The 22,290-nt window shown below is 69.0% G+C and carries 12 protein-coding genes and 2 pseudogenes; 6 read left to right on the top strand and 8 right to left on the bottom strand.

Features of this window, described 5'->3' with window-relative positions:
* Positions 1 to 275: pseudogene (locus ACTWP5_RS29690) on the bottom strand (hypothetical protein); the annotation flags it as partial.
* A gap of 168 nt (positions 276 to 443) precedes the next feature.
* Between ACTWP5_RS29690 and ACTWP5_RS29685 the strand changes: the two are divergent.
* Positions 444 to 1,325 carry a helix-turn-helix domain-containing protein gene (locus tag ACTWP5_RS29685; RefSeq protein ID WP_443224256.1) on the top strand — a complete coding sequence of 294 codons (882 nt, stop codon included), beginning with the start codon at positions 444 to 446 and terminating at the stop codon, positions 1,323 to 1,325.
* On the top strand, positions 1,322 to 1,555 hold the full coding sequence (locus tag ACTWP5_RS29680) for a DUF397 domain-containing protein (protein WP_443224255.1): 234 nt from the start codon (positions 1,322 to 1,324) through the stop codon (positions 1,553 to 1,555). The genes ACTWP5_RS29685 and ACTWP5_RS29680 overlap by 4 nt, the downstream gene beginning before the upstream one ends.
* Positions 1,556 to 2,431: 876 nt before the next feature.
* Here ACTWP5_RS29680 and ACTWP5_RS29675 read toward each other — a convergent pair.
* The 3 genes and pseudogenes from ACTWP5_RS29675 to ACTWP5_RS29665 form a co-directional block, all read right to left on the bottom strand.
* Positions 2,432 to 5,026 carry an nSTAND1 domain-containing NTPase gene (locus ACTWP5_RS29675; protein ID WP_443224254.1) on the bottom strand — a complete coding sequence of 865 codons (2,595 nt, stop codon included), beginning with the start codon at positions 5,024 to 5,026 and terminating at the stop codon, positions 2,432 to 2,434.
* Positions 5,027 to 5,387: 361 nt separating this feature from the next.
* The gene (locus ACTWP5_RS29670; protein WP_443224253.1) at positions 5,388 to 5,711 is read right to left on the bottom strand and encodes a CU044_2847 family protein; all 324 of its coding nucleotides are present in this window, start codon (positions 5,709 to 5,711) and stop codon (positions 5,388 to 5,390) included.
* 561 nt (positions 5,712 to 6,272) lie between these two features.
* Positions 6,273 to 7,612: pseudogene (locus ACTWP5_RS29665) on the bottom strand (IS1380 family transposase); the annotation flags it as partial.
* A 1,637-nt stretch (positions 7,613 to 9,249) separates the two neighbouring features.
* Between ACTWP5_RS29665 and ACTWP5_RS29660 the strand changes: the two are divergent.
* Together ACTWP5_RS29660 and ACTWP5_RS29655 are read left to right on the top strand one after the other, a co-directional pair.
* Complete coding sequence (locus tag ACTWP5_RS29660) at positions 9,250 to 12,915, top strand: amino acid adenylation domain-containing protein (RefSeq protein ID WP_443224252.1); 3,666 nt, start codon at positions 9,250 to 9,252, stop codon at positions 12,913 to 12,915.
* Between the two features lie 311 nt (positions 12,916 to 13,226).
* Positions 13,227 to 13,532: a PadR family transcriptional regulator gene (locus ACTWP5_RS29655; protein ID WP_443224251.1), complete on the top strand. Its 306-nt coding sequence runs from the start codon at positions 13,227 to 13,229 to the stop codon at positions 13,530 to 13,532.
* A gap of 79 nt (positions 13,533 to 13,611) precedes the next feature.
* Here the strand turns inward: ACTWP5_RS29655 and ACTWP5_RS29650 are convergent, their stop codons facing one another.
* The 3 genes from ACTWP5_RS29650 to ACTWP5_RS29640 all read right to left on the bottom strand — a co-directional run bounded on the left by ACTWP5_RS29650 (position 13,612) and on the right by ACTWP5_RS29640 (position 16,713).
* Positions 13,612 to 14,886, bottom strand: coding sequence for an APC family permease (locus ACTWP5_RS29650; protein ID WP_443224250.1), 1,275 nt, complete (start codon positions 14,884 to 14,886; stop codon positions 13,612 to 13,614).
* Between the two features lie 234 nt (positions 14,887 to 15,120).
* Positions 15,121 to 16,482, bottom strand: a complete 1,362-nt coding sequence (locus ACTWP5_RS29645; RefSeq protein ID WP_443224249.1) for a DUF6055 domain-containing protein — start codon at positions 16,480 to 16,482, stop codon at positions 15,121 to 15,123.
* 72 nt (positions 16,483 to 16,554) lie between these two features.
* Positions 16,555 to 16,713: a hypothetical protein gene (locus ACTWP5_RS29640; protein ID WP_443224248.1), complete on the bottom strand. Its 159-nt coding sequence runs from the start codon at positions 16,711 to 16,713 to the stop codon at positions 16,555 to 16,557.
* A gap of 822 nt (positions 16,714 to 17,535) precedes the next feature.
* On the opposite strand from ACTWP5_RS29640, the gene ACTWP5_RS29635 reads away from it, so the two are divergent.
* Positions 17,536 to 18,933: a glycoside hydrolase family 43 protein gene (locus ACTWP5_RS29635; protein ID WP_443224247.1), complete on the top strand. Its 1,398-nt coding sequence runs from the start codon at positions 17,536 to 17,538 to the stop codon at positions 18,931 to 18,933.
* A gap of 126 nt (positions 18,934 to 19,059) precedes the next feature.
* On the opposite strand, the gene ACTWP5_RS29630 is transcribed toward ACTWP5_RS29635, so the two are convergent.
* Positions 19,060 to 20,052, bottom strand: coding sequence for an alpha/beta hydrolase family esterase (locus ACTWP5_RS29630; RefSeq protein ID WP_443224246.1), 993 nt, complete (start codon positions 20,050 to 20,052; stop codon positions 19,060 to 19,062).
* Between the two features lie 495 nt (positions 20,053 to 20,547).
* On the opposite strand from ACTWP5_RS29630, the gene ACTWP5_RS29625 reads away from it, so the two are divergent.
* A complete protein-coding gene (locus tag ACTWP5_RS29625) occupies positions 20,548 to 22,230 on the top strand; it encodes an IclR family transcriptional regulator domain-containing protein (RefSeq protein ID WP_443224245.1) in 1,683 nt (560 codons plus the stop codon).
* Positions 22,231 to 22,290: the final 60 nt, after the last annotated feature.

The following is a 22,290-nucleotide window of genomic DNA, read 5'->3' as shown; positions in this document are numbered from 1 at the left end:
GCCTCCCGTTCCCCGGGTGTCGCGAAGAGCTCGTCGACCGGCCTGCCGAGCAGATGCTCCACGACCCGGCAGGTGTCCGGGCGCGGAAGAGTCCGCAGCTCTCCCGCCATCCAGCGGTCGAACTGCCGCGACGACACGTCCAACGACGCCAACCGCGCGTCTCCCACCTGCTCGGCGAGCTCGCGAGCAGCCCGTCTGAACTGCGTGGCGAACGCCTCATAGGTCGTCAGGTGACGCCGCTGGAGAAGCTGCCGGAACACGGTCGGACGAGGCATGGACACCCCCGGACGGTTGGGAGCCGAGACGAGCGTTCGCGTGTTCGGATGGAGACGTCCCGTGACACCCAGACAGTGTGCCGACTCCGATCCGATCCAGGCAACATGCCTTCGGCAAGTTGCCTGGGCGACTTGTCGGCAGCGCGACGACCGGTCCAGACTGCGGGCATGCCCCGGAAGAAGACCCTCGTCCCCCAGTCCGTCTACCGGCGCCAACTCGCCGCGCGCCTCAAGCAACTGCGGGAGACGTCCGACCTCACCCTCGCCGAGGTCGCGGCGCGCGTCGAGATCAACCAGGGGTCTCTCAGCCGCATCGAGAACGGCGAGCGGGGCACAACGCCCGTCCTGGCCGGAGCTCTTCTGACGTGCTACGGCGTCGATGACCCCGCGCAACGCAACGACGTACTCGACCTGGTCCGCGCGGACAGGGAGCAGCAGAAGTCCTGGTGGCGGAAGTACTCCACCGTTCTCACGGCCACCCGGTACGACGGCTACCTGGCACTCGAATCAGGAGCCGTGGCCCTCTCCAACTACCAGCCGATGCTGGTCCCGGGGCTACTCCAGACGGAGGACTACGCCCGATCCGTCATCGCCCAGATGCGGATGGACTTGACGCCGCCTCAGGTCGAGGATCTCGTCACGATCCGACTGGAACGCCAGCACACCCGCCTGAGCGGAGCGAACCCCACCAAACTCTGGGCCATTCTCGACGAAGCCGTCCTGCACCGCACCATCGGCTCCCCCACCGTCATGGCCAACCAGCTCGACCACCTCATCACCGCCAGCGACCAACCAAACATCACCGTCCAACTCCTCCCCTTCTCCCTCGGCGCCCACCCCGGCCTCTACGGCCCTTTCGTCATCCTCACCTTCCCCGCCCACACCCCCGACCTGGTCTGGCTCGAAAACCCCAGAAACTCTGTCTACCTTGAGGCCAGCACGGACGTCGACAACTACTGGGAAATCTTCGACCACCTCCGCGCCTGCGCCCTCAGCCCTTCTGACACCCGCACTCGCTTCGCCGAGATGATCAAGGATTTCGACACATGAGCACTCCCCGGCCCACCAATATCCCTCCAGGACGCTGGCGGAAGAGCTCCTTCAGCGGTGGAGCCAACGATTGCGTGGAACTCTTCGATACTGGAAGCACACTTCTCCTGCGCGATTCCAAATTCCCACAGCATGGGCCCCTTGAAGTCACACGACCCTCATTCAAACATCTCATTCGCTCACTCAACAGCGATTCCTTGGATGCTCAACATCACAATTCGATGCCGTGACGACGACCTCTACCGACCATCCTGGAGAACTCCAAACCCGCCCTCACTCATCCTCGACGAAGCCTTCCTCTGCTTCGCGAACACCACATCGTCCTGGCAGTCCAGTTCGTGACCTCGCCTACCCCCAGTGCCCCGCGCCACCCTGCGCCCGCGGGGAGCACCCTGTTACAGGACATTTGACGCCGGGCTTCGCCGCCGGACGTTTCCCTTCGAAGCCGCCAGCCTACTGCCGGACCTCCTGACAGCTACCTGGACCGGACTTCCACCGGCAGACGACGAGCCTCCGAGCGGCATAAACACCGCTACATCACGGTGTCACCTCCCGTTCTCGTGGGCGCGCAAAGGAGGATCATTGTCTGGCTTCGTATCGAATCCGCGCTCTCCCCGCCTCAAGACCATCGACCGAGTTTCACCGATAACCCATCCGCTTACTATTAGGGAAAACAAAAGAATCTCGACGACCGGCAAGAACCTCGCCGACCGGTTTGGCAGTATATTCCGAAGCGCCCAGACGGAATAGTTTTTCCCGCACAGCGATAACTGCCAGATTGGGGAACCGAGACACCTTCCGGATTTAGTAATGGCAACACAACCATTCATTTCAGGCGACATCATGCCCATCAATACAAGCGCCACATTTCCGCGCACTTTCAGGACTCCGATGCCTTCTTGGTCGGCTTCGGTGAACAAAAACAGTGAGTCCACACTGTTCCAGTGCCGCAGTAAGAGTTATAGTCATTTCGAACATCATCATCGATGAATAATCTTTCTCCGTTTGAATAGCGGTGCAAGCCTGGCGGACACCTGAAAGGAATTCGGATAGAACCTCTTTCGCTCATCGGCGCCGTTCCTGCCGGAGATGTCCTGTCGGCCTCTCTATGGCGGCTCCTTGCTATCGATCGGCAAGTAGAGCGTGAAGGTAGAACCTTCACCAAGCTGACTACATGCGAGTATTTCCCCGCCCAGAAGGTGGGCAATCTCTCTGCAGATTGAGAGACCTAGGCCCGTGCCGCCGTACTTGCGACTCTTGGCACCATCCAACTGACGGAATGATTCGAAGATCACGTTCATTTTGTCTGGGGCGATGCCGATGCCAGTATCTCTCACGGCGAAGGAGATCAAATGCTGCCTGTCGGGGCGTGATGGATTCTCCTTCTGTGGCGCTTCACGAAAGGCGCTCCGCTCTGCAGGTTGAATCAGAAGACTTATGGACCCGGCATCAGTGAACTTGACCGCATTGCTCAATAAATTGCGTAGAATCTGCAACAGCCGCGCCTCGTCGGTATACATCGTGGCTGGCAACTCCGGAGAAATGCTAACATGAAAGTCGAGGCCCTCACTAAGAGTCAGTGGCCGGAAAATCGCTTCTATGTGATCCGCAAAATGGGAAAGCTCGAATCGGGTCGGGTTGATCTGTATCCTATGCCCCTCGATGTGCACCAGATCGAGGATGTCATTAATGAGCTGCAACAGATCTGACCCAGCGCCATGGATGGTCTCGGCGAACTGCACCTGCTTCGCCGAGAGGTTCCCCTCGAGATTATCGGCAAGGAGCTTGGCCAATATGAGCAGCGAGTTGAGAGGGTTACGCAGCTCGTGAGAAAGATTAGCCAGGAACTGCGTTCTGTACTCCATCGATACCGCGAGCTGCTCAGAGCGCTCTTGCAGGACCTGTCGCGCATCTTCGATCTCGACATTCTTGATCTTGATGTCGCGATTAATGTCAGCCAACTGTTGCGCCTTACTTGCCAGTTCAGTATTGGACTCTTCCAACTGCCGCTGGCGCTTCATCAATTCCGAAGATTGCTCCATCAATTCTTGCGCCAGACGCTGGGATTCTCCCAGCATTTTTTCAGTTTTTTGTTGGTGGAGGATCACCGAACTGCTGTGTTCAACTAATTCGACTACAGCATATGGAACGTCGGCGCGGCGCTCGTCAAGCCATCGTTGTGCTTCTGCGACGCGGAGGGCAGACAGCAGGTCCCCTTCCGCCGCACGTTCTTCCATCATCGCCAGCCACTGCTGGAAATCTGCGTCCTCATCAACCCATGCGGCCAGCTTGTTCCATCCGCGGATCAAGGCCTCATGGGCGATCTCCGCGGTGTCGGATCCATCCGGGCCAAGTACGACGAGTCTTTGCTCGGGCTCGGACATAAGTTGCGCGACATGCCAGTCTTCCCCCAGATGGGAGCGCCGAGCGGTGACGCGAACAGCGCTGGCGGATCCGCCACGGGCCCGAATCATTGAAAGAAGAACGCGCCGAATACGAGCCTCATCCACGTGTGCCGTGAGGAAGCTGTACACCTTCCCGGCATGACGATTCAAAGCGCCCGACACGCCACCCAGGGCATAGTAGCTATCGAAACTGATTCGTCGATCGCGCTGCATCGGCCACAGCTCGGTCAATGTAAACTCGAGGAGCGGTAGACCGCCCGGCCCTCTGCTAGCCTCCCGGGCGATCGCTCCGGCTAAGCCTTCGGTGAAGGTTACGCCAGCTAGTGCGGCGGGCTCGACTATTACGCGTGTCAGTGCTGACTCGTCTAGCGGAGGCACGTTCAACTGCCGATCCTGCAGACGCTGTCCTATGTCAGGAAGCTCGAGCAGATCAGGCAGAAAGTCGGCACGCAGCGTACAAATGAGACGCACGTCAGAGCTCTGCGCTTGCCCCTGAGACGGAAACATTCGGCCGAGAAATTCCAATAGCTCCTTCCTGTCCCAGCCACTGCTGAGAACTTCCTCGAACTGGTCACCGATCAGAGCTAGCCGTCGGCCAGTCAATAACGCTACCTTCGAGGCGACGGCCCAGAATCCCTCTTCTCGTACTGCCCGAGCTCTGCTCGCCAACTGCTCAAGAGAATGCTGCCCCGCGGGGCGTTCAACGTCCAGTAGCGCTCGGGCGACCGCATCGTACGCCGTAGCCCCGGGGCGGAAGGAAGCCACGACCCAGCCATCCGCAGCAAGCGCAGGCTCTAGACCTGCAGCGACCAAGGATGACTTCCCCACCCCAGAAGGACCCGTGACCACCACAAGCGGCTGCGTTTTCACCATGGAACGCAACCTTGTGACCTCGCGCTCCCGCCCCACGAAAACCCCAGTGCGGGCATCCTCCGCTGTAAAGGAGTGCAGACCACGATAAGGACAATCGGGCAGCAAGCTCGGATCGAGTACTTCCGGCCACGCCGCCGCAACCTCCGACATCGGCACGGCGTAAGCATCACCCGTCGAACCATCGCGACTCGTGACAGCGAGCATCCCGACGACCGCATCACCCCAGCTATCCCTGACAATCACAGGCGCGCCGCTGTAGCCAGGCTGCGCCCGTAGAGCCGACTCGCTGCCAACGTCAAGCTGGACCAGCCCACCACCGACAGCGCCGCGAGGCTCACAGGTGCTCCACGCACCGTTGAGCCTGCGTGGTGGATTGCCCGGGAACCCGAATACTGTCGCTTTTCCCTCGGCAGGCAGGCCCATCCGCGTATCCAGCAGTCGTGCGGCGCCCGCACCCACGGGCAGCGTGTCTCCCCCGACGAGTACGAGTCCTGCCGTGTCCCGGCCGGCCTGGCCAGGGCCCGGGGGTGGATCCCAGGCGCTGATACGGCAGTTCCGCAACGGCGCACCCTCCGCATCTCCGAGTAGCACGAACTCAATCTGCACACGAGCGGTATCCGCAGGACGGTCGCGGACCGGCTTGTCCCTGCCTAACGCTACGTTGATCACATGGGCGCAAGTCACAATCTGCTTGTCACCTACAAGGAACCCCACCCCGGCGGGATAATCCTTCGCGCCGCAGCGAATCTTGACGATAAAACCCTCCCGCTGCGCCCCCATAGCGTTAGGACCGGTTCCAGGTGAGTCGCACTGCGAAATTGACCTCAGCCGTGCCCTTGGCGATGATCACACTCGTGTCCCCGCCGACCTTCAGCCCGAACTCGATCTCCACCTGATCTGGCCCGAGCTCACGGACCGTCTGCACCACCTTGGACAGCGTCGGCCTCACCTCTGCTAACGCGTCAGTCAGCGATGCCCGTGCCCGGGCCACCGTGCCACGGCCGCTCGCCGCCATCTCTAGCTCAGAACCGACGAGATCGTCATCGACTTCGAACACCGCCACGGCCGCATCGCCGTCATCCAAGGCCATTGAGAGCAACCGCCCCATAAGTCCTCCTCTGCAGTCCAGTCCGTAGAGATCCTAAGTCGTCGCCGCCGTTGGCTGTCTTGTTACGTGGAACAGTATCTCGATCGAGAGTAACTGCTGCTGTGGCCATGCAGGTTCGCCGGGTTGTCGGCCGTGTGGTCGTGCCAACGCGTACAACCGCCGTACGGGAGAGGCCAGCGGCACATATCGTGTGTCGAAGCTGGACGGCCCATCGTCGATCCTGGCGGTCGGGACGCGGTGGCAGTGGCCGCAGTGGCTCGGGCCGGATGGTAGCCGTTGAGGGCTCGAAGCGATCCTCATCCGGTATGCGATGAATCCACCTAACCCCGATCTTTCGTGATGGTTCGTCGGTCTCTTCGGCGGGCCGTTTCGGTTGTTCGGGCTGGTGGTTGCCAGGTTGATGGCCCGGCTGTCGCGTCGGGTGGGCGTCGGGTTCCACGGCTCCGGTCTGGGGTGGTGCTGCTCGCAGGGACGGGGACGTGCTGGTCAGCCAGGGTTCGGGAGGGCCACGAGCTGGTCCAGGGCGTTGGTGATCACGTCGGTCCAGGGCCAGTGGCGGGCGAACCTCAGGTGCCGGCGGCGGGCGGTGGTGACGATCTGGGCGGCGGCGGAGAAGAGGCGGAGCCTCAGGCGACGGGGTTCCCACTGCGTGTTTCGCCGGTCAGAGCGAGCATGGGCATCCAAGCGAGGAGGTCGAGGGCGATCTGGACGATCTCCAACCAGATCTGGTTCTGCCCGGTGTCGTGCAGGGGTAGGTTGCGTAGGCCCGTGGCACGGGCGGCGCGGATGCGGTCCTCGGCCCTCGCGCGCTGGCGGTGCCGCAGTTCGAGGGAGGCGATGGGCACGCTGGTGGTGTTGGTGGCGAAGGCCGTCAGCCGCAGGCCGTCGGCATCGGTGAAGCGCAACTGGGCTCCGGGGTGGGGCCGTTCCTTACGGACGATCAGCCGCATCCCGGGCGGCCAGCCCTTGAGGACGTCGCCGTCGAGTTCGGCAACCCAGGCGCCGTCGCGGATGTCTCCCTCGGGCTCGACGGCCACCGTCCACGCGGCGGGCGGGACCTTGAGGACGGCGTGGTGGATGGCGTCGGTGATGGTCATGCCGACCGAGTACGACAGCCACCGGCCGCGCCGGGCGAGCCAGGCGACGAACTCGTGGGTGCCGCCGCCGGAGTCGGTACGGATCAGCGTCTGGCGTCCGCGCCGGTACTTCCTCGGCAGTTGGGCCAGGGCGAGTTGGGCCGTGGTGATGTGGTCGGCGGCGGTGTTGCTGCCCGCGTTGCCCGGCCTGAGCAGGGCGGCCACCGGCTCACCGCTACCCGTGCTGCCGTGATCGACGAAGGCCATCAGGGGATGGTGTCCGAAGGTCTTCTTCCAGGTCGCAGTGGTGTCCTGCTTCTCGGAGTGGGCCAGCACGAGCACCCCGTCCAGGTCCACGATCACCTGACCTGCGGCATCCGGAGCTGTGTTCTTGGCCAGCCTCCAGACCCGCTCGCGGGCTTCGGCCCGCGTGGCCCGTATCGCGGACAGGGCCTTCGGCCCAGCGGCGGCGAGGGTGTCGACGAGCCGGGAGACCGTCGGGTCAGAGGCAACCGGTCCGAACACGGCCGGCTCAGCCCGCAGCATCCCGACATCCGCCAGGCAGTCACCGCCCAACGCGACCGCGAGCGCCACGTCCAGTAGGATCTTCCCCGGATCGTGCACCGCCCGCGGACGTCGCCACGGCGTCAGCGCTGTCGATATCGCCTGGTCCAGCCCGGCCTTGCGGATCGTCTCCACCAGCAGCACGGCCCCGGCCTGGGACACCACCCCGTGGCCACCGCCCTCAACACGAACACGCGGATAGGACTTCACCTGGGAAGTGCCTCCGGCAGCAGTGGGAACAAGGACCTCGACAATCCTCATTCTCGCTGGTCAGAGGCACTTTCTGCATTCTTGATCACCAGTCGGACAGACCCACTCCATGAAAGCGCGGGGCTAATTAGCCCACGTCCCGGGTCCTTTGCCGAGGGTGCCCCACCGTACGATCAAGCGCGTCTGCGCAGGTCGGCGGCGGTTGTGCCACGACCAACCCTTCGTGGCGGCTCCTGCCCGACACTCAAACCCGCGGCCAGATGACTTACCGCCGAACCGGAATGACCGCGCGAATCACCATTCCATGACCGCTGCCTGCGGCATTGGCTGCGCTCTGATTCCGGGCCCCCCGCCCAGGACTCGAACCGGCGCAGCTGTCCACCGACTCGGTGTCCCTTGTCGGTTCAGTGCACCTTATAGACCTGCAGACGTCTGCGGACGGCACGGGACTTCCCGGTGCGTCCGTCAGCGGCTCCTCACCGCCCCGGGCAACGCGGCTGGGGGTCAGGGGGTCGTGGGTTCAAATCCCGCCGTCCCGACCAGCGTCTTCGCAGGTCATAGGCCGCTTCCGCCGTTGGCGGGGGCGGCCTTTCGCGTGCCCTTCGCTCCCATGGGAGCGAAACCTGGGAGCCCTCGCGCTCCCAGGCTCTCAGGACGTCAGCTGAGCTGGCCGCGCCCGTCCGTCTGAAGGACGGCTCCCCGCGCCTGCGGGGAGCACGCCCCGATGGGCCTGACGATCTACTGGCGGACCGTGTTCCCGGCAGGCGCGGAGGTAGACCTCGTCCATGACCGACCTCGCGCAGGTGCCTGCCGTGTTCCCCGCGCGGGGGTGAACCGGAACTGGTCTCGCCCGAGGGGCGCGTCGCCGGGTACCCCCCGCAGGCACGATCTTGACCGATCTTCCGCGCTGTCGGCGAGGGGGGCGGCGGGATTGGCGTCGTTGGAGGCGGTCGGGGATCGGGGCCAACGGTCTTCCAGCGCGGTCAGCAGCCGAGCGTCGATGCTGGCGGCGACGTGGCCGTAGGTCTCGTCCATCTGGTTCTGCAGCGTGTGACCGAGCCGGCGGGCCTGCGCCACGTCGGGGTTGCCGTCCTCGATCAGCCAGGTCCTGTGTGAATGGCGAAGCCCGTGGAAAGTCAACGTCTCATGCACCGGCGTGTCCAGTACCTGCCGTCGATCGTCCCACCCTGGGTGGCGGGTGCCCATACCCGGCGACGTGAAGCCCGTGACCGCCAACGACACCCAGCCTTCGGTGGACGCCAGCCGACGACTGACCATGGCCGCGTCACACACGACGGCCGACGACCTGCGCCACACGCGACCGGATGCGTGGCGTCGAAGGTCATCCCGCCCCTTATCACGGCATCGGACAGACCCTAGGATGGGGCGACTTGTGCAGCACGGTGCCCGGAGAGTCCGTTATGCCCTTGTCGAGCATCTTTCCGTGCGGGTTCCCTGGCATGGCGGAGGGTGGCAGGGAGCGAGGCCGCTTCCTCGTGCTCGTGTGCCACCCTGTGACCGTCACGTCGAGCGTGCTTCGGTGGACTGGCGACCGTCCGTGGACCCTGGAGGCACGCGATGCGGCTATCGGGACGTGGCGTGTCGGGAGCGACGGTTGGCCGGCGCCGCTCGAAGGTCCCGCCCCGGCTCGTACCCCGTGACCATCTCTATCTTGTTGGGAGCCGGAGATGCACCACGCCGAGCACGAGGCCGCCCGCGGGAGAGCGGGCGCCCCGGACTGCGGGGACGCCCCCGTACCCGCTGCGGGCGGTGGTCCGGACGAGACCGTCTGGGAGCTGTTCGAGGCCCAGGCGGCGCGCCGGGGGAGCCGGATCGCCGTCGTGGACGGGGCGGTCGAGATCGACTACGAGCGGCTGCGGGCACGGGCGGAGGCGATCGCCGGGGAGCTGGCAGCCCGGGGCGTGGCACCGGGGGAGTTGGTCGGCGTGTGCCTCGGCCGGACATGGGAGCTGGTAGCAACCCTGCTGGGAGTACTGCGGGCAGGCTGCGCCTATGTGCCAATGGACCCCGCCTACCCGGCCGAACGGGTGCGCTACATGATCGAGCATTCTCGGGCGGCGGCGGTGGTCGTCGATGCCGGTACGGCGGCGCTGTGCTCGGCGGCCCCCGATCGCGTGCGCCTCGACGCGGTGCCGGACCGCCCGGCGGCATCGCGGGCGGCCTGCTCGGCCGGTGATCTCGCGTACGTCATCTACACCTCGGGGTCAACCGGGAAGCCCAAGGGCGTGGCGGTCGAGCACCGCAGCGTGGTGGCGATGACCGCCTCGATGCGCCGGTTGCTGGGCGACGAGGACCTTGCTGGTGTCCTGGCCGCGGCCTCGGTCTGCTTCGACCCCTCGGTGATGGAGATTCTGGGGACGCTCATCCTCGGTGGCACGGTCGTCCTGGCGGAGAACGTGCTTGCCCTGCGCGAGTTGCCCGCAGCGCACCTCGTGCGCACGGCCATCATGGTGCCGTCCGCGATGAAGGCGCTGCTCGCGGCCGGACCGCTGCCCGGTGGGTTGCGGTGTGTGGTGCTGGGTGGTGAGGTCCTGTCCCGTTCTCTGGTGGAGCGGTTACACGCTGATCCCTGTGCACCGCGGGTCGTGAACGTCTACGGCCCGACCGAGGCCACCGTGTTCATCACCACCGCCGAAGTGGGAAACGGGCCGATCACCATCGGCAGCCCGGTCCCGGACGCGCGAGCGTACGTGCTGGACGAGTCCCTGCAGCCGGTGCCGGCCGGCACGGCGGGAGAGCTGGCGCTCGCCGGCGACCAGCTGGCGAGGGGATATCTCCATGACGACGAGCGCACCCGGCGGAGCTTCCCGGCTCTCGCGCCGGACGGCCCGATCCCGGAGCAGCGGATCTATCGGACTGGCGACCTGTCCCGGTGGACGGAAACAGGAGAGCTCGAGTTCCTCGGCCGTGCCGACCGGCAGGTCAAGATCCGGGGTCACCGGATCGAACTCGACGAGATCGAGGTCCAGTTGGCCTCGCTGCCCGGAGTGGACGAGGCGGCGGTCGTTGTCACCACAGGCGAGGAAGGCAAGAGTCTCCTCACGGCGTACGCGGTGAGCCGGCAGGAGTCGGTGACCGCGTTGACCGTGCGCTCCCAGCTGGCCGACCGCCTGCCGAAGCACATGATCCCGCACCACATCATGCTGCCGGCGGAGCTGCCGAAACTGCCCAACGGCAAGGTCGACCGGCTTCGGCTCCCCGCCCCCGCGCAGCACGGCGACGAGGCGACCCCTGAGGGAAGGGCGGGCGGCGACGGCCCGGCCGCCTCGCGAACCGGCCCCGGTGCGCCGCCCTCGCCGGACGAGCAGCGGCGCTCGGTACTCCTCGCCATGGTGCTGGAGGAGGCGACGCTGCTCCTCGACGCCCCCGGCCCCGACGCGGTCCGGCCGGACGAGCCACTGATCGCGCAGGGGTTCGATTCGCTGGACATCGCGGAGCTCACGGCGCGGCTGTCCCGAGGGCTGGCCACTGACCTCACTTCATCCACCCTGGTGGAGCAGATGACTCCCATGGAGGCCGTCGACGGGCTGCTGGCGGTGCTGGGCCGTGCTTCCGGCGGCGGCCAGGTGTGCGGGCGCCCGCGGAGCGCCGGGGCCGCGGATCGGCTCGGCGTGTTCCAGGAACAGGTCCGCGCCGGATACCCGCCGGCCTTCGCCGCCAAGGTCCCGGCCTGGTCCGCGACCGACCGGGGCGCGCTCGTACAGCATTTCCGGGACCTCCTGGCGCGCTCGGGACTGGACCCGTACGGAAAGGTCGTCCGCACCGGAAGCGCCGACCGGGGCGTCGTCGCCGACCCGGGCACGGGCGAGGAGCATGAGGCCCTCATCTGGACCACCAACCTCTACCTCGGACTCAACCGCGACGCGGAGGTCATCGAGGAGGCACGCAGAGGGTTGGACCGCTTCGGTACCGGGATGGGGATATCAGCGGCGGGCTCGGGGCAGACCGGCCTCCACACGGACTTCGAGCAGGAGTTCGCCGCCATGGTGGGCAAGCCGGCGGCCTGCCTGTTCCCCACCGGGTTCACCGCGAGCCTCGGAGCCGTCGCCGGAATCGTGGGCGATCAGGACGTCGTGGTCATGGACCAGCTCTGCCACGCCTCCCTGGTGGACGGGGCCCGCCTGAGCGGCGCGAGGGTGCGGACCTTCAAGCACAACGACGCGGCCGACCTGCGGTCGGTCCTCACAGCGGAGTCCTCGCCCTACCGTACGACGCTGGTGGTGCTCGAGAGCGTGTACAGCATGGGCGAGGGGGCGGCGCCGCTGCGGGAGATCGTGTCTGCCGCGAAGGAGTCCGGCGCGCTCGTCCTTGTGGACGAGGCCCACTCGTTCGGGCTCTACGGAGTGCGGGGCGCCGGACTGTGCGCCGCGGAAGGCGTCACCGAGCACGTTGACTTCATCCTCACGACCCTGAGCAAGGCCCTCGGGAGCATCGGCGGTGTGGTCGCCGCCCGGGAGCAGCACATTGCATTGCTGAGGGCATCGGCGCGGTCGTACATCTTCCAGGCGAACATCTCACCCGCCGACGTGGCGGCGGCTCTTGCCACCCTGCGCAGGGTCGCTGCCGGCGACACGCTGCGGGCCAGGCTGTGGGACACCGCGCACTACATGCGGAAGCGCTTCTCGGAGGCCGGCTACGAACTCGGCGCCGGGGACGGGCTTATCATCACGCCCTTCTTCTCCGACGGCGAGAACCTGCATGCGATAGCCCGAGGGCTTCTCCGGCGGGGCGTCCATGCCGCTGCCGTGACGTACCCGATTGTCGAGCGCGGGCGGGGCCGATTGAGGTTCATCTGCTCGGCGTCCCATACCCGAGCGGATGTTGACGCGACACTACAGGCCCTGATCGAAGCCGAGGCGGAAGCCGCGACCGCCCCCGCGCCGCATGATGCCATGGACCTGCGAGAGGAAAGGGACGAGGAGTCCGCACCATGGGACGTGGCGCACTGGGCTGACGCGTTTACGACCTATCTGGAATCCGTCCTGGCCGAGCTTCCCACACCGGCGCCACATCTCACGGTCACGATCGCCCTGCCAGAGGACGAAGGAAGTCTTGTCGTCCGGATCAACGAACACGGGGTTACCCGCGAACCCGACAGCACCACCGCGACGCCTGCCTGTTCGCTTCGCCTGATCGACGATGCGGCAACAGCCGCGCTGTGCTCACGGAACGTGGGGCGCCTGCTGGAGAGCGTGCTCGCGGGCGCCTGTGTGCTCTCCGGGGATACGCAGGTGTTCGTCTGGCTCATTGGACGACTCAGTGACTGGCAGAGCTCAGCAGGTGGTGGAAGCCTCCCCCTGAGTGATGGACACACTGATACCGGATCTGCTTGATCCGGAGGAAGCGAGAGCACCGCCGATGGCGATGCCACCCTGGGGTTCCATCGGCGCCCGCACCTCGGTCGGGACTTCATCCGGCTATGGGACGAGGGACTCGACGCCGATCTGCTCGTGTCCGGGGACGCTGGGACGCACGAGGCTCCGCCGGATCCGCGTGGCCCGGGGGCGGGCACGTCGGCGCGGTGTGTGGGGGTGTGCTCGCGTGTACGTGTCCGAGACGCGGCGGGTTCGGGAGGGTGACCGAGCGTAGGATCGGATGTCGATATCGGTTTCGTCACTGTCCGCTGGGCGTGGAGGTGGGTCGGGTGCGGGAGTTCCAGCGGGGCGCGGTGCGGTTGCACATCCTGCACCACGCGGCCGAGGAGGAGATCCACGGTGCGTGGATGACCGAGGAGTTGGCCCGCCACGGGTACCGGATCAGCCCCGGGACGCTGTATCCGACGCTGCACCGGATGGAGGCGGACGGGCTGCTGGTCTCCGAGCAGCGGGTGGTCGACGGCCGCACCCGCCGGGTCTACAGGGCGACCGAGGCCGGGAGGCGGGCCCTCGCGGAGGACCGTGCGGCGCTCAGGGAGCTGGCCCGTGAGGTGCTCGGGGACGACGCGTCGTAAGGCCGGTGGCGGGTGGCCGGTGGCCGGTCGGCGTGGCCGGAGGCTCTCGCGACGCGGCCGAGGTCGCACCTCGGCGCGGCTACGGGGCGCGGCGTGCGGCGATCGCGCGCCGCGCGGCGTGGAGCGCGGCGCCGGCGGCCAGGACGGCCGTGCCGGAGGCGACGGAGACGGTCGGCAGGGTGAAGGCCAACAGCAGGCAGCCGGCCAGGCCGACGACGGGGATGATCCGGGGCGGCCGGCCCTCGTCCGGGGCGAGGGTCCAGGCGGAGGCGTTGGCGATGGCGTAGTAGGCCAGCACGCCGAAGGAGGAGAACCCGATCGCGCCGCGCAGGTCCGCCGTCGCCGCCACGACCGCCACCACGACGCCGACCGCCACCTCGGCCCGGTGCGGCACCCCGAACCGCGGGTGGACGGCGGCCAGGCGGTGCGGCAGGTGCCCGTCGCGGGCCATGGCCAGGCCGGTCCGCGAGACTCCCAGGATGAGGGCGAGCAGCGCGCCGAGCGCGGCCACCGCCGCCCCGGCCCGCACGACGGGGGTCAGCCAGCCGGCGCCGGCCTCGCGCACCACCGCGTCCAGCGGCGCCGCGGCGGCGGCCAGCGCGTCGCCGCCGAGCACCGTGAGGGCGGCCACCGCGACGAGGACGTACACCAGGAGCGTGATGCCGAGCGCCAGCGGGATCGCCCGGGGGATGGTGCGCTGCGGGGAGCGCACCTCCTCGCCCAGGGTGGCGATCCTGGCGTAGCCGGCGAAGGCGAAGAACAGCAGGCCGGCGGCCTGCAGCACCCCGCCGAGCGACGCGTCCGCGCCGATGTCCAGCCGGGCGGGATCCGCCTCGCCGGAGGTCAACGCGGCCGTCACCACGGCGGCCAGAACGGCGAGGACCGCGGCGACGATCGCCCGGGTCAGCCAGGCGGACTTCTCCACCCCGGCGTAGTTCACCGCGGTCAGCGCGGCCACCGCCAGCACCGCCACCAGATGCGCCTGGTCCGGCCAGACGTACAGCCCCACCGTCAGCGCCATCGCCGCGCACGACGCGGTCTTGCCCACCACGAAGGCCCATCCGGCCAGGTACCCCCAGAACGGGCCCAGCCGCTCCCGGCCGTAGACGTAGGTGCCGCCGGAGGCGGGGTAGCGCGCGGCCAGCCGCGCGGACGAGGTGGCGTTGCAGTACGCGACCACGGCGGCCAGGGCCAGGCCGAGCAGCAGACCCGAACCGGCCGCGCGCGCCGCCGGGGCGAGGGCGGCGAAGACGCCCGCGCCGATCATCGACCCCAGGCCGATCACCACGGCGTCGGGCATCCCGAGCCTGCGCCGCAGCGTGCCCGGGGCGTCCGCCGTCGTCGCCTCGCTCATGGCGCCACCTCTCTCACGGCTCTCACGACTCCTCCATTATTACGGCCTCCGATATCGGAATACGACAGAGGAAGTCGCGGGCAACTCGACGGGGCGGGCGGAGGACTCAGCGGCGAGGGCCGGGAAGCGCCCGGCTTCCCGGCCCTCCGGTGACGTACGGTGCGACGGGCCGCGTTCACCCGGGGAACCCGACGCTCCTGACGCCGTCTCCCCCGGGTTCGGGCCGGCGCCCGTCTAGGCCGGCGAGGCCCCCTGGATGGTGAGCTCATAGGGGAAGGGGTCCCCGACGCCGACCTGCCACATCTGGTAGTTGCGGTGCTGCGAGGGGGTGGCCGCGACGACGAGCATCAGGTGCGTCTCGCCGCTCTGCAGGCTGAGGTTCGCCGTCTGTCCGGGGGCGAAGGCGTCGCTGTACCGGACGGAGAAGTCGGGCGAGACCGCCGCCAGGCGGAACCGCCAGTCGGCGCCGGAGAGGCTTGACCGCCCCTGGAGCTGGACGGACACCTGGCCACCGCTCGGGTTCAACCGGATGACGTTGTGCCCGTACTGGTGCGGGGCGTCGCTGCCGGCGATCTGGTACCGGCCGCCGCCGAGGCTCTGCAACGGGTCGGTGTGCAGGGGCCGGTAGCTCTCGCCGTTGCGCCACAGGTCGCCGCGGATCGCGGCCCCGTCCGCGAAGTCGTAGACGACCTGCCGGGAGGTGTACTCGGCGATCAGCTCGGCGAACTCCTGGTGGTCGAGGCCGAGGACCCGCTTGATGGTGTCGATCGGGTGCTCGCCCTGCCGGGCCTCGTACCAGAACCGGTCGATCACCTCCGCCCCGTAGAGCTCCCGGATGGTGTTGAACAGCATCCAGTCGCCGTAGTAGGTCTCCTGGGCCAGCCAGCGGAAGTGCTGGCGGTCGACGTAGTAGCCGGAGCCGACGACGACGTCGGGACGCTTCATGCGGGCCATGTAGTTGGCGTGGGCCTCCCAGACCGGTCCCGCCACCGGGTTGCCGGCACCCCAGCCGCCGCCGTTGCCGGCCGCGATGTTGAGGTCGACGGCGTAGCTCTGGAGGACGTGGTTGAACTCGTGCGACTCGACCCACTCGTCCCAGATCTTGTCGTAGGGCATGCACATGTGCCCCAGGCCGATCTCGTCGGGGCCGGCCCAGTTGGCCGGGGGCAGGAAGCCGCCCGACCACGATCCGCACAGGTAGAGGTTGATCTTGTACCGGGAGCCGACCTCGTGGTCGGCGGGGTCGACGAACCCGACCTCGTTGACGTAGAAGTCGTAGATGTCGTCCATGTGGTCCGCGATCCACTGCGGGTAGTTGTCGATGCCGCGGTTCTGCCGTCCCCACGCGACGACGTCGACCGCGTCGCCCCAGCGGACGGCGAAGTGCTCCGACTCGACGACGTTCCCGGTCTCGGCACCCTCGTCGATGAGGAACTGGGGAATCCGCGTCTGCTTCCCCTGTTGCTGCGTCTCCACGGCCGCGCTGGCCGTTCCCGCCGAGCCCGCGAGCACGAGGGCCGTGGCGAACGCGGTGGCGAGCGCGAGGCCGCGTCGTCGCAGGACCCGCCCGCCTGCGCTTCTCAGTCTTCGGAACATGGGACCGCCTTCTCGGTGAGATGTGTGTGGGGGGCGGGGGCGACCCCGGCGGGATCAGGGCCACCCCCGGGTTCACGAGGTCTGGACGAGCCTCCGCGGGGTGCCTGGTCGTCGACGAACGCCCGCGTCCCTGACGGCCCGTCGCCGGCCGGAGGCCACCTGGTGCCGGCCGGTGAAGAGGTACGCGGTGCCGTCGACGACGTGCGGGGTGAACGGTCTGCGGGACGTCATCGCGGGTCCTCCTTTCCTGCTGGTGAGCAGGAGCGACGAGAGTCCGAGTGGTCGCGGACCGGGTGGCGCGTCGGCGTGTCGTCGGCGTACGGGGAGGCGGGGCGGAGGCTCTGCGGACGCCCCTCTCCACGGACTCGGCCGAGGCGCCCGCACCGTCCCGGACGGTGGGTCGGCCGGCGGCCTCGACGTCGTACTCGTCGCCGGGTCGACGGTCCCGGCCAGCGTCCACTGACCGGGGGCCGACCTGCCCGACGACCGTCGCGCCGCCACGGCTCGCCGCTTCACCCTGCGTCGTTCTTCACGCACGCATAGGCGTGTACACGACAGGAATGCTAGCACCGACTTTCGACATGGTGAACTACGTCCGCCATGTCGAACGATGGCGAGATGTCGGAGCGGGACACCCGGGTGCCGGGAGAGCCGGGCGGCGTCGGACGCGTTCGCGCCCGGCCACGACCAAGGGACCGTCCGGCGCGACCCCCGCCCCCCTTTCTCCGGACGAGCAGGAGCGGTTGACGGCGCGGGAGGACTGCCTATGATGCGTGTCTGACGACCCGACCAGCGTTCGTGATACCGAACGCACGGTCGGGTGGCCTGCGTCGCCCACGAGGCCACGGCACGACAGCACGCGCACCACTCCGTTCCCGTTCCGGAGCGGTCCCTCCCGTGCGGCCCGAGGACGACAGGGACGCGTGGGACGGGTCCTCCGGGACAGCCGCCACGGAGTCATCCGCCCTCGGCCCGACGGCGGTCGGCCCAGGCGTCGCCCCGGGAGCGCTTCGTCGACGGCCCCGTTTCTTCCCACTCCCAGGAGGAGCACGCATGTCCCTCAGCAGGCGCAGGTTCGGTCAGGCCGTGGTGGCCTCGGCGGCGGTCGGTGCCGGCGTGGCGTCGCTGCCGCGCGCGGCAGCGGCCGCGACAGCGCAGGGCAACACCGCCTACCTCATGAGCTACTTCACCGAGTCGCCGAACTTCGACGGCGCGGACTACGGCCTTCACCTCGCCGTCAGTCGCGACGGTCTGAACTGGACACCGCTGAACCAGAACAACCCGGTCGCCACGCCGACCGAGGGGACGCGGGGGCTACGCGACCCCTTCGTGTTCCGCACGAACGACGGCACCTTCGTCGTCCTCGCCACCGACCTGCGGGGCACCGACTTCTCGCTCAGCAGCCAGTACCTCCACGTCTGGGACTCCACCGACCTCACCGAACTCACCGGGTACCGGCGCCTGCGGATGCACACCATGACCGACACCCACACCTGGGCGCCCACCGCGTTCTGGGACGCCGCGCGGGGCGCGTACGGCATCGTCTACTCGGCCAACACCGACGACGGCGACGTCTTCCTGGTCAACCACACGAGCGACTTCCGCACCGTCAGCCCGCCGCAGGTCTTCTTCAGCCCCGGCTTCCCCGTCCTCGACGGCGACGTCGTCGTCGACGGCTCCACCACCTACCTGTACTACAAGAACCTCTCCGACGGCCGCACCTACGGCGCCCGGTCCGCCACCGGCGCTCCCAACAGCTTCACCACCTACACCGGTGGTCTCCTCCAGGGCAACGCCATGGAGGCGCCGTTGCTCCTGCGCACCAACGAGGGCGGCTGGCGGCTGTGGGCGGACTCCTTCAGCCCGGTCAACGCCGTCTACTACGCCTGGCGCACCACCAACATCTCCGGCGACGGCTGGACCCCGCTGAACCAGCGCGACTACACCCCGCCGCTGAACGCCAAACACGGGTCGATGGTGGGCATCACCGACGCCGAGTACGACGCCCTCGTCGCCCGGTGGGGGCTGCCCGGGTGGGTGCGCCTGAAGTCCTTCAACTTCCCCGACCGGTTCGTGCGGCACGCCGACTTCACGGCCCGGCTCGACGCGTACCCGTTCGACCCGTACCAGGACCAGATGTGGCGCATGGTCCCCGGGCTCGCCGACCCGAGCGGGGTCTCCTTCGAGTCGTTGAACTACCCCGACCACTACCTGCGGCAGCTCGACTCCGTCGTCCGGCTCGACCCGGACGACGGCTCCGGCGGCCTGAGAGCCGACGCCACGTTCCACCAGACGCCGGGTCTGGCCGACGCGAGCTGGTCGTCGTTCCGCTCCCACGCCGACGCCACCCGCTACCTTCGCCACTCCGGCTACGTGCTGCGCGTCGACCCGGTCGGGGGCTCCTCCAGCGCCACCGACCGGCAGGACGCCACCTTCCGCGTCACTCCCTGACCGACCGCGGGCTGACCGCGCGTCCGACCGGCCCCACCCTCCGAGCGTGCGGCGGCGCGCCCGGGGGTGGACCGGCGGCGGGCCCGGGGGGCCCGGTCGGGGTCCACCCCCGGTGTGCGCCGTCGGTCACGGGGTGGACGTGGACGCGAACTGCGTGATGAACTCCCACGCCTCTCCCGGGACCCAGGTGTCGCCACCGCTGCCGGAGGCGCCGTCCCGCGGGGCGGGGTTGTGGTTCCCGTCGAACGAGGCCCAGACCACCGGATACCCCTCGGCGCATCCCTGGTAGGCGGTGGTGATGTGCGTCAGGCTGCCGGCCGCCGCGCGCGGCGGGGTCTGCGGGGTGCAGCCGTTGTTCCTGACGAACGTGTCGCGCTGCCCCTCGTGGGCGTTGCCGAACTCGTCGCTGATTCCGTGCACCCCCATGAACGCGACGGGCTCGGTGCCGCCGGCGCAGCCGCTGACGACCCCGGGGGAGGACTGGGACACGACGGCGCGGAAGTCGTCGGGCCGGGCGCAGGCCAGCGCGTAGCTCATGGCGCCGCCGTAGCTGAAGCCGATGGAGAAGCGCAGCGAGGTGTCGACGCAGAGGTCCGCCTCGATCATGGCGAGCATGTCGTCGACGAAGACGACGTCCTCGCCCCCGGTGTTGGCCCAGGCGTTGTCCAGGCCCTGGGGAGCGACGAAGATCGTGCTGTCGCCCGCCTGTCGCTTGAGGCCGTAGTAGGCCCACGTCCCTGTTTCCACGGTGCGGCCGGTGGCGACGTCCTCGGCGGTGCCGCCCCACCAGTGCAGACCGAGGACCAGCCGGTGGGGATGGCCGCTGTCGTAGGTGTCGGGGACGTCCAGGATGAAGCTGCGGTTCTTGCCGCTGCTCTGGATGGTGTAGGTGCCGTCCCGCAGCGTCGGTGTCTGGCCGCAGCCGGCCGTCGCGTCGAGGACGCCGTCGTCCGCGGGTGCGGCGGTCCGCGTGTCCGGCGGCGCGGTCGCGGCCGGGCCGGTGGCCAGCGCCTGTCCCCCGGTGACCAGGCCGAGGGCCGCCGCGAGCGCGGCCAGGGGCGCGAGCCGGAACCGGTGGTTCGCCCTCCGCGCCATGGTGTGCCGTCGCATGGTCGACATGTGCTCCTCCTTCGTCGGGGTGGGAGGCTCACGGGGCGGCGGCGCGGGAGACCACGGGGCGGCGGCGCCGTCGTCGGTGACGGGCCGTCGGCGGGCAGCCGGGCCGCTCCGGGGAGGGCTCGTGCGTCGGCGAGGAGCGGTGTCGTCGCGTCGGCGGGCGCGTCACCTCGCCGCCCACCCGGCTCCCCTTCCCGCGGGACACGAGGGCGGGAGCGAGGGCGGCGACCCTTCGCCTGTTCGTCGACACGAGACTCCCTGAGGTGTGAGCCACACCTCCCAGCCGAGTCGCAACGTAGCAGCGCGCTTCCGGGCACGTAACCCACGTGAAAAAAACTTCACCAATGCTCCCCCGGTTCGTGGCCAGGCTCCCCCACGCCCCTCGCCGCCGGCGTCCGGCCGCGGGGAGAGGCCACCCCTCGACGATCCCGGCGGGATAGCGTGTGTCGGGCGCGTCCGGCGCCCGAGAGATGCCGGTCCGAACAGCACGGAGGCGCCATGTCCTCGCCCGAGACCGTGGTTTCGGCACCCGCGGCCGACGAGGTCCCGCCCGAGGCCGTGGCACCGTTGATGCGGGGTCTGGCCGTGCTGCGTGCGCTCACCGACGCCGACGGCGCGCTGGGGCTGCCCGCGCTGGAGCGGACGACGGGCCTGGCCCGCTCCACCGTCGACCGGATCGCCGCCACCCTCGCGCACCTGGGCTACCTCCGGCTGGACGGCCGTGTGGTGACGCTCGCCCCACCGCTGATGGAACTGGGCAACGCCTACCTGGCGGCGCTGCGCCTGCCCGATCTGCTCGGTCCGCACGCGCGGCGGCTCGCCGACGAGCTGGGCGAGTCGGTGTCGCTGGCGGTGGCCGAGGGCGACGGCGTCCGGTTCGTCCACCAGTCCACGCGACGTCGCACGCTGTCGGTCAGCTTCCGCGTCGGGGACCTGCTCCCGGTCGAGTGCGTGGCGCCCGGCCCGTTGGTCGCCGCCGGCTGGGGCGACCCGGACTGGGAACGCTGGCGACGGCGCCGGGCCGCCGACCCGATGGGGCGGGCCTTCACCGCGCTGCCGCCACGGGAGGCCACGCGGCTGCCCACCCCGAAGGAGTTCGCGGCCTGGGCACGGCAGGCGGGCGAGCGGGGCTTCGCGCTGGACGACCAGCTCATCGAGCCGGGCCTGGTCGCGCTGTCGGTGCCGGTGCGCCACTCGGACGGGACGACGGCCTGCGTCGCGAGTCTGGTCAGCCACACCAGCAGGCACAGCGCCGAGGAACTGCGCGAGCGGCTGATGCCCCGGCTGCGGGAGGCGGTGGACGCGATGGAGCGCGCGCTGACGAACCCGGCGGCCCCGGCTCCCGAGCCCTCGCCCGAGGAGCGGGCGTCGTGGATCGCCGCGTCCAAGCAGGAGCTCGGCCGTGAGTTCGTCGGGTCCCTGGCTCGCGGGCTCAGCGTGCTGACGGCGTTCGGCGCGGGGCGCGGGGCGCTGACGCTCGCCGCCGTCGCCCAGGCGACCGGCCAGGCGAGGGCGACCGCCCGCCGGGCCCTCATCACGCTGGAACACCTGGGCTATGTGGCCGCGACCTCGGGCGTGTTCCGCCCCACCTCGCGCGTGCTGGCGCTCGGCTACGCGCCGCTGTCCCGCCTCAGGCTGCCGCAGATCGCCCGGCCCCACCTGGCGGCGCTCGCCGAGCGGATCCAGGACTCCACCTCCCTCGCGGTGCTCGACGGGAAGGACGTGCGCTACACCGCCCGGGTGGCGTCGCGACGGATCATGAGCGTGGAGATCACGGTCGGGACGCGGTTCCCGGCCTACGCCACCTCGATGGGCCGGGTGCTGCTGGCCGACCTGCCGCCCGCCGACCGCGCCGCGTGGCTGGACCGCGTCGAGCTGCGGCCCCTGACGCCGGCCACGGTGACGGACCGGGGGGAGTTGGCAGGGCTCGTCGACCGTGCGGCCGCCGAGGGGTACGCGCTGGTCGACGAGGAGTTGGAGGAGGGGCTGCGTTCGATCGCCGTGCCGGTCCGCGATCGGGCCGGTCGGGCGGTCGCCGCCGTCAACGTCGCCACGCACACCGGCCGGCGGACCGCCCGGGAGTGCGTGGCCGAGGTCCTTCCCGCGCTGCGGGCGACGGCCGACGGAATCAGCGCCGACCTCCGCGTCGCCAGCCGCTTCGCCGCCCTCCCGACGGTCTGAGGCACCCGCCGGGAGAGCACGGACCCGGCCCCGTCGGCCGGCCAGGGATCGTCCCGGGCC

The sequence above is a fragment of the Streptomyces sp. 4N509B genome, assembly GCF_052245655.1.
In the GTDB taxonomy this organism is placed as follows: domain Bacteria; phylum Actinomycetota; class Actinomycetes; order Streptomycetales; family Streptomycetaceae; genus Streptomyces.
The sequence above is the reverse complement of the archived record's forward strand: the minus strand, read 5'-3'. Positions and strand labels throughout refer to the sequence as shown.

Coding starts and splice junctions, on each gene's coding strand:
- ACTWP5_RS29635 (WP_443224247.1), top strand. CDS start 17,536: ATGTCCCTCAGCAGGCGCAGGTTCGGTCAGGCCGTGGTGGCCTCGGCG.
- ACTWP5_RS29675 (WP_443224254.1), bottom strand. CDS start 5,026: ATGGGCCTGCCTGCCGAGGGAAAAGCGACAGTATTCGGGTTCCCGGGC.
- ACTWP5_RS29660 (WP_443224252.1), top strand. CDS start 9,250: ATGCACCACGCCGAGCACGAGGCCGCCCGCGGGAGAGCGGGCGCCCCG.
- ACTWP5_RS29670 (WP_443224253.1), bottom strand. CDS start 5,711: ATGGGGCGGTTGCTCTCAATGGCCTTGGATGACGGCGATGCGGCCGTG.
- ACTWP5_RS29645 (WP_443224249.1), bottom strand. CDS start 16,482: ATGTTCCGAAGACTGAGAAGCGCAGGCGGGCGGGTCCTGCGACGACGC.
- ACTWP5_RS29680 (WP_443224255.1), top strand. CDS start 1,322: ATGAGCACTCCCCGGCCCACCAATATCCCTCCAGGACGCTGGCGGAAG.
- ACTWP5_RS29625 (WP_443224245.1), top strand. CDS start 20,548: ATGTCCTCGCCCGAGACCGTGGTTTCGGCACCCGCGGCCGACGAGGTC.
- ACTWP5_RS29650 (WP_443224250.1), bottom strand. CDS start 14,886: ATGAGCGAGGCGACGACGGCGGACGCCCCGGGCACGCTGCGGCGCAGG.
- ACTWP5_RS29630 (WP_443224246.1), bottom strand. CDS start 20,052: ATGTCGACCATGCGACGGCACACCATGGCGCGGAGGGCGAACCACCGG.
- ACTWP5_RS29640 (WP_443224248.1), bottom strand. CDS start 16,713: ATGACGTCCCGCAGACCGTTCACCCCGCACGTCGTCGACGGCACCGCG.
- ACTWP5_RS29685 (WP_443224256.1), top strand. CDS start 444: ATGCCCCGGAAGAAGACCCTCGTCCCCCAGTCCGTCTACCGGCGCCAA.